11 protein-coding genes are annotated in these 6,119 nt (G+C 56.8%); 3 read left to right on the top strand and 8 right to left on the bottom strand.

Annotated elements, in window-relative coordinates; translation table 11 throughout:
• Positions 1–97: 97 nt before the first annotated feature.
• Entirely contained in the window at positions 98–748 is a 651-nt protein-coding gene (locus tag SV253_07895; GenBank protein ID MDY6775979.1) for a hypothetical protein, read from the top strand.
• On the opposite strand, the gene SV253_07890 is transcribed toward SV253_07895, so the two are convergent.
• A complete protein-coding gene (locus SV253_07890) occupies positions 739–1,068 on the bottom strand; it encodes a hypothetical protein (GenBank protein ID MDY6775978.1) in 330 nt (109 codons plus the stop codon). The genes SV253_07895 and SV253_07890 overlap by 10 nt on opposite strands.
• Positions 1,069–1,121: 53 nt before the next feature.
• Positions 1,122–2,060, bottom strand: coding sequence for a DUF4352 domain-containing protein (locus SV253_07885; GenBank protein ID MDY6775977.1), 939 nt, complete (start codon positions 2,058–2,060; stop codon positions 1,122–1,124).
• A 94-nt stretch (positions 2,061–2,154) separates the two neighbouring features.
• Between SV253_07885 and SV253_07880 the strand changes: the two genes are divergently transcribed.
• The gene (locus SV253_07880) at positions 2,155–2,808 is read left to right on the top strand and encodes a YIP1 family protein (protein MDY6775976.1); all 654 of its coding nucleotides are present in this window, start codon (positions 2,155–2,157) and stop codon (positions 2,806–2,808) included.
• 2 nt (positions 2,809–2,810) lie between these two features.
• Here the strand turns inward: SV253_07880 and SV253_07875 are convergent, their stop codons facing one another.
• The 6 genes from SV253_07875 to SV253_07850 all read right to left on the bottom strand — a co-directional run bounded on the left by SV253_07875 (position 2,811) and on the right by SV253_07850 (position 5,607).
• Positions 2,811–3,083: a hypothetical protein gene (locus SV253_07875; protein ID MDY6775975.1), complete on the bottom strand. Its 273-nt coding sequence runs from the start codon at positions 3,081–3,083 to the stop codon at positions 2,811–2,813.
• Positions 3,080–3,409: a hypothetical protein gene (locus SV253_07870; protein ID MDY6775974.1), complete on the bottom strand. Its 330-nt coding sequence runs from the start codon at positions 3,407–3,409 to the stop codon at positions 3,080–3,082. Before SV253_07870 ends, SV253_07875 begins: the two co-directional genes overlap by 4 nt.
• Positions 3,406–3,750 carry a winged helix-turn-helix domain-containing protein gene (locus tag SV253_07865; GenBank protein ID MDY6775973.1) on the bottom strand — a complete coding sequence of 115 codons (345 nt, stop codon included), beginning with the start codon at positions 3,748–3,750 and terminating at the stop codon, positions 3,406–3,408. The genes SV253_07870 and SV253_07865 overlap by 4 nt, the downstream gene beginning before the upstream one ends.
• Positions 3,751–3,809: 59 nt before the next feature.
• Positions 3,810–4,073 (bottom strand): hypothetical protein, encoded by a 264-nt coding sequence (locus SV253_07860; GenBank protein ID MDY6775972.1) that lies wholly within the window; start codon positions 4,071–4,073, stop codon positions 3,810–3,812.
• A 109-nt stretch (positions 4,074–4,182) separates the two neighbouring features.
• The gene (locus SV253_07855; protein MDY6775971.1) at positions 4,183–5,271 is read right to left on the bottom strand and encodes a recombinase RecJ; all 1,089 of its coding nucleotides are present in this window, start codon (positions 5,269–5,271) and stop codon (positions 4,183–4,185) included.
• Between the two features lie 3 nt (positions 5,272–5,274).
• The gene (locus tag SV253_07850) at positions 5,275–5,607 is read right to left on the bottom strand and encodes a 2Fe-2S iron-sulfur cluster binding domain-containing protein (GenBank protein ID MDY6775970.1); all 333 of its coding nucleotides are present in this window, start codon (positions 5,605–5,607) and stop codon (positions 5,275–5,277) included.
• A gap of 59 nt (positions 5,608–5,666) precedes the next feature.
• Here SV253_07850 and SV253_07845 point away from each other — a divergent pair.
• The coding region (locus SV253_07845) for an FAD-binding protein (GenBank protein ID MDY6775969.1) at positions 5,667–6,119 on the top strand (453 nt) is incomplete at its 3' end.

The following is a 6,119-nucleotide window of genomic DNA, read 5'->3' as shown; positions in this document are numbered from 1 at the left end:
TCAACAACGGCCGATACTACAAGAGACGCTAGTTACCGCTACGCAACCGAGGTGTAAGTCTTAGCTAAAGACGAATGCCTACTGTGGTGGGGGAAACATGAAACGACGTAAGTTCATCGTAGCCGCAGCCACGTCAGTAATAGGGGGTATAGCAGGCTGTAGTAGTGCCGAGTCGTCGGAGGACGAAGCCGAACAGACGTCCTCGGAGTCGTCGGACTCCGACTCCGGAAATGGGGGTCAGACCCCGTCTCAGAGCTCAACTCAGACAGGCGAAAAAGACGGAGTCTCGGAGTCTTCGAGCGACACGTCCGACTCGGAGAATGATCCGTCCTCAGAGCCGGAAAACAGTAGTCAGACACATGAGACGACAGGCTCTACGTCTACAGGGGATGGGGACGGTGACGAAGCCCCAAAACGCGAGTACTCGGGAAGCTGGACCGGCGAGGCGACGGGAGGCGTCAACGTCGGCGGTGACATGACTATGAAGGTCGACTACGACGCGGGGACGGTATCGGGAAGCATAGAAGGGGACGCCTCGGGACCCATAGAAGGCTCTGTCTCGGACGGCGAGGTCGAAGCCGAAGCCTCGGGACGTGCGATGAAGTACATGACAATGGACATGACACTCTCGGGCGACGTCTCCGACGACTCGTCGAAGATAGAGGGCGACTGGAGCGGTGAGAGTAACACCGGAATGACTGCGTCGGGTAGCTGGTCGGTCTCTCTCAGCAGTAGTAATCAGTCGTGACGCACGACCTCGGTCTCGACCTCGTCCTTGGACACTCCGATACGAGCGAACTGTGTACGTATGTGCTCGCGCGCACCTTGGATAGCACCGTCTAGGGTCTCGAATCCCCGAGGGATCGGAGGCTCGAATGCGATCCTTTTCTCGTCGCCGTCTACGACCTGTACTGAGCCGCCCGTCTCGACCTCGTAGAACTCGTCACAGATCCAGACGTAGGTCGAGTTGGTCTCGGGTGCTCCCCTGAAAGACGGAGGGTTCTCGCTTCTCTTGTAGATGGTACCGGTCAGCTCTGTCCCTCCGGCTTTTCCGCGAACCAGAAACATCTTCGTCTGTGAGTACGTCACAGAAAGTATTGAATATACTGATGGTGGAAGCCTCAGAGTGTTAGATCCCAGTACGCCTCGGGGTTCTCGTCGTCGTGTACGGTCTCCCATCCGAGTCTTACGTCTTTGAGGCTGTGGTCGTCGAGGATCTCAAAAGCCACGACACCTCTCACCGACTCGTCGGGCGGTATCTCACCCAGTATGCTACCTTTCTTGTCGTTGTAGTACTTCGCGTCGTAGATCCTGTCGTCAGCGTACAGGTTCGTGAGATAGACGAGGTTCCGTGCCTCGACAGTCTTATCGGTGATGTTGGTGACCTCTATCTCCGCAGTTACGAACCGGTAAGGGCTCCCGGGATAGACGGACTCGAGGCTCCCGGTCGTGTCAGGCGTCTCGAACTCGGGCATCAGCTTAGACGGCGACGCCGAGTCGACGACACGTATACGTACCTCGTCCTCGGCGGAGCCAGGGGTCACCGAGTCGGTGTAGCTTCCACCCTCGTCGAGTACTACGGGCTTTACTTCGACAGTCTCCTCCTCGTAGCTGTAGCTCTGGCTCCCCGAGAGACCGAGGCTCCAGTTTCCCGAGTACTCAAGGCTCGTTTCTATACTTCTCGTGACCTCCTCCCCCGAACCGACGTCGAATCTCACTCTCTTTTTCTCGACTGTTTCGTCTTCCTTAGCCGAGACTAGAGTAGCCTCGAAGACGCCGTCTCCTCCGAAGTTCTGAACCGAGAGTCGAACCGTGAGGTCGTCGCCCGCATGTACCTCGTCGGGAGCGGATATATCCTTGACACTCATCATGGGATCAGTCGACGACGAGTTGGTGTCTTGTGCCGACTCAGACGATGCCGAAGTCGAAGACGAACTCTGTGATGACGCTTTCTGACCGTTACCGCCCGACCCCGACCCCGAACCGGGCACGCTCGTGCATCCTGCGAGAGCCGATGTAACGAGAGCGGCTAGAAACCTCCGGCGGTAGATACGTGACATGGCTCCATATCAGTCTCTCCTCTTATAATAATTCACGTGGTACTCGTTCCACAAAGAGTCAGATTTAACTCTCGAAAGGTCGCTAACCCATTTAATGATATCTGGTCTGGTCTCTCTCGTCCGGTCTCCTACTTCTTACTTCCGAGCCAGACGTGACGACCCTCCACGTGCTCTTCCGGTGGGCGTCTTAGCCGCGACGGGACTCTCGACATTACTCGCACAGCTTCTTCTCGTCTCTATGAGCGTGATAGGTGACGGACCTACTATTACCTATGTGACGGCTCCCGTGAGGCTTGAGCTACCCCAGATAACCGTCACGGGAGCCCTCATCAGCTTCGGGCACGTCTATGTCTACTGGATCGTCTACGCAGGAGTATTTTACCTCCTCACAAAGCCCTTCGCTGAAGACGAAAGCGCGGGGTTCTCCCCCGTATTCTGGCTCACAGGCATAGGCTTCTCTCCGTGGGTACTCAGCGGGCTGGTCTGGCTCGGTGCTATGGTTGTGAGCGCCGAGATGACACCGCCGCCCGAGACGACAGCCGGAAACGACGCCTTTGTCGAACAGGTACAGGAGACGTCACTCGTCGTGGCTTCGAACTACCTCGACAACTTGATGACAGTCTGGTCGCTCTTCCTCTGGACACGTCTCCTGAAGGCTGTGCGTGGGGTCACCGACCTACAGTCGGTCTTCGCGGTTCTTCCGGTCGCCGCCTTCGAGGCTTTCAAGACAGTCGTTCTCTTCTCGTAAATCTAGTTGAGAGCGTAGTCGACCGAAGCCAGACCCACGATGTACGAGACGGCAATCGACATTACCGAGTATGCGGCTGGTAGCTGAGTCAGCCAGGCTACCCCATACGAGAGAGCCACCGGAACCGTAGTCAGGAAGAGTATACCGACCCCGATAAAGAGTATACTCCGGCTACCGTGTCTCCTGTATCCCCTGTAAGCCTGTAAGCTCACGAAGAGACCTACTAAGCCGACTACTGCCTTGAGACCGAAGACTAAGACGGTCGCTTCTATCACTGTCTGTCACCTCCCCGTGGGAAGTATATCACGTATAGTATCGCTCCGAGACCCAGAAGCTCACTCAGTCCGGTGAGTCCCGAGATTGCATACGCAGGCAGGGAGAAGACGGTCGCCAAGACGAAACGCAGGAGTATCGGAACTGTCGTAAGGAGGAGGAGTCCTGCGGCGATGTATACCACACTCGAAGACTCGGCGGTTCTGTAACCCTCTACGACGGTGTACGCGACACGTAACGAGTAGACGACTGCGGCACCTAGTGCGAGGAGTGCCACGACACCGACCGGAACCGAGCTGGGGTTAGAAGCGAGAACGACCCCTATCATGACAGATCCTCCACTAGCTCTGTGAACCTGTCGACGGCGTCCGTCGGACGTTTCTCGACGTCGACAGAGTACTCTCCCGACTCTATACGTATACGGACTTCCTCGACGGCTGTGACATAGACGTCACGGTGGTGTCCGTCGGGATCGGGCTTTTTGTGTGACCTGACCAGACCCAGATCCTTGAGGTCGTCGAGCTGTCGGTAGACGGTCGGCTTCGAGGCGTTCATCTCCTCGATGAGACGTGACGCCGACACGGGCTCCTCGGAGGCGCGGACGAGAATCTCACGCGCGTGGTCGTTGTGGACGGCATCTATCACCTCTTCGTGTCTGTCGGCGTCCATCGGTCAGATCACTGTACCTACTAAACTAAAATATCCCGCGCTACCTTGTATCTCCTGTGCTATGATGTGTGCCTCGAATCCGACGTAGACTCGCTCTCGACCTTCCAGGTCGTCGCGTTGCTGTCACTCCATTTCTCTATGCTCACTTCTTCGGAGTCGGAGATACGGCTGATGTTAGTCCCGACCTTCTTCGGCGATATGTCTATCTCACGTGATATCTCCTTGCTCTTCAGGAAGACGACGCCGTCCTCCGAGACTTCCTTGAGGTACTCAAGTATAGCTTTCTGGTCGTCGTTGAGTCTTCTCTTAGCAGTGGGTGACATCGTGTTTCGAAGATACAGCCGAAAGTAGTTAAATACGAAACCAGAGTTTCATCGTGTGAAACTCCCGGAACTCCGGGTTTCCCGGCTTTCAGTCGTTAGTTCTTGGTTCTCAGCCGTGTGTCACGGAGTCCGAGACGACCTCCTCGAAAGCACCCAGTATCTCCGACTTCGACTCGTCGCCCTCCTGTGTCCAGTGTCTGAGGTAGTCGAACATCGTGTCGAATATGTCGGGCTTACAGCCTGCTGCGCGAGGATGACCGCCGCCACCCAGGAGCTTCGCGACCTTGTGGCATCTCTCGAAGCCGTCGCTTCCCCTGAGAGAGACGCCGCCCGACGGCTTTATGACGGCTGCAGCGTCGGCTCCCTCCTGCCTTAGGCTCTCCGAGACCTCGTTCTGTGAGCATCTCCCATAAGTCAGTGCGACCGAGACCTCTCCGACTTCTTCGAACTCAGCCCTCTCGACTGCGAGGTCTATGAGTTTCTCCTTCTCCTCTCGTTTCTCCTTCAGAAGATCCTCCTCTTCGTCGCCTATCTCGGGACCGTCACGTATGACTTCGAGGTAGTCGTCGGGCGAGAGATAGACACCTAAGTCGGCTAAGTCGTCCGATCGGGGATCTTCCTTTATCCAGAGATCGTGGTCGCGGGTGACGTCGACGAGTTCGTAGACCCAGTCGCCGAAGACATACCCCTCATTTTCAAGTTCGCTGAGGACGACGTCCGCCGAACAGACCTCGTCGCTGTCTCCGATTACTACGTCGACTCCGAAGCCTCTGAGAGCCGAGACGGTCTCGTCGTCCCACTCGTGGTGGTCGTACCAGTAGATGTCGGCGACCTCCGTCAGAACCTCTAATGTCTTGTACTCGTCGTCGATCTCTTCGAGAGAGTCAAGCGCGAGATCCACGACGTAGACCGTGGCGTTGTCCTCGACGTAGTCGACGGCTCTTTCGAGTGTCTCGTCGAGGTCGTTGGGCGAGGTATAGACATAGCCGAGGTCGTCGAAGACCGTCTCGGCGACAGCGACCGCCGCGAGACCGTCGGGGTCGCCGTCGACTATCATCACAGTCGAGTGTTCGGAGAGACCGTCACGTATCTTCTCCTCCTTCCTCTTCTCACGTACAGAGTCGGGGACGAAGAAGCCCGGCTTCGGAAGAAGCGACCTCTCCTCTATCGGCGCGTCTTCTATGAGTGACTCGTCCATCGTCTACTCGTCCTCGTCCCCGTCCTCTATCGACGGAGGGTACTCGCCGCGGTCTATTACCATGTCGGAGTCGGGACGTGCCATACACGTCAGTACGTAGTCCTCACGCTCCTCGTCGCTCAACCCCCTCGCTCCGGGCTGTTTGACATCGCCCTCGACTATCTCGCCGACACACGCGAGACACATCCCTACACGGCACGAGTACTCGTGGTTGACACCGTCCTCTATACACGCGTTGAGTATAGTCTGTCCGTCCGAGACCTCGACCTCCTCTCCATCGGTGAATCTGACAGTATACGTAGACTTAGACTCGGCTTCGGCAGTCTCCGTGTCCATGTCGGAACCTCGTCGGGAACGCTCAAAACTCTTTTCTTACCCCTCGTAAAACTCTACTTATGAGCAAGAAGGAAAACGCCGACGTAGTAGTCGTGGGCGGCGGCACGGGCGGATGTTACGCCGCCGCGGCGGTCGCACGTGAGGGTCTCGACGTCGTCCTAATCGAGAGAAAGACTGAGGACGAGGCGGGACACATAGCGTGTGGCGACGCCCTCAAGGGCTCCGACGCCTTCCCCGATGCTATACCCATAGAAAGGGTCGAGGAGTCGTTTACTAACACGGGAGTTGACCACGGCAGGTTCGAGTTCCCCGACGGCGATAGCCTCGACATTCCGATCCCCGGAGAGCTCGCCGTCATAGACAGATGGGAGTACGGTAATATTCTTCTCGAAGAAGCAGACAAAGCGGGAGTTGACATACATTACGAGACAGTTGTCAACGGAGTGATACAGGACGACGACGGCAAGGTCGAGGGCGTCAGAGCCAAACACGACGGCGAGGTAGTCGAGTAC

Source organism: Candidatus Afararchaeum irisae, from assembly GCA_034190545.1.
Taxonomy (GTDB): domain Archaea; phylum Halobacteriota; class Halobacteria; order Halobacteriales; family Afararchaeaceae; genus Afararchaeum; species Afararchaeum irisae.
Note: the sequence above shows the minus strand (reverse complement) of the source record. Positions and strands in the feature narration are given on the sequence as shown.

What these genes read in the sequence shown, in the direction of transcription:
- SV253_07850 (MDY6775970.1), bottom strand. Translation starts at nt 5,607, where the DNA reads ATGGACACGGAGACTGCCGAAGCCGAGTCTAAGTCTACGTATACTGTC.
- SV253_07880 (MDY6775976.1), top strand. Translation starts at nt 2,155, where the DNA reads ATGATATCTGGTCTGGTCTCTCTCGTCCGGTCTCCTACTTCTTACTTC.
- SV253_07870 (MDY6775974.1), bottom strand. Translation starts at nt 3,409, where the DNA reads ATGATAGGGGTCGTTCTCGCTTCTAACCCCAGCTCGGTTCCGGTCGGT.
- SV253_07855 (MDY6775971.1), bottom strand. Translation starts at nt 5,271, where the DNA reads ATGGACGAGTCACTCATAGAAGACGCGCCGATAGAGGAGAGGTCGCTT.
- SV253_07885 (MDY6775977.1), bottom strand. Translation starts at nt 2,060, where the DNA reads ATGTCACGTATCTACCGCCGGAGGTTTCTAGCCGCTCTCGTTACATCG.
- SV253_07865 (MDY6775973.1), bottom strand. Translation starts at nt 3,750, where the DNA reads ATGGACGCCGACAGACACGAAGAGGTGATAGATGCCGTCCACAACGAC.
- SV253_07890 (MDY6775978.1), bottom strand. Translation starts at nt 1,068, where the DNA reads ATGTTTCTGGTTCGCGGAAAAGCCGGAGGGACAGAGCTGACCGGTACC.
- SV253_07895 (MDY6775979.1), top strand. Translation starts at nt 98, where the DNA reads ATGAAACGACGTAAGTTCATCGTAGCCGCAGCCACGTCAGTAATAGGG.
- SV253_07860 (MDY6775972.1), bottom strand. Translation starts at nt 4,073, where the DNA reads ATGTCACCCACTGCTAAGAGAAGACTCAACGACGACCAGAAAGCTATA.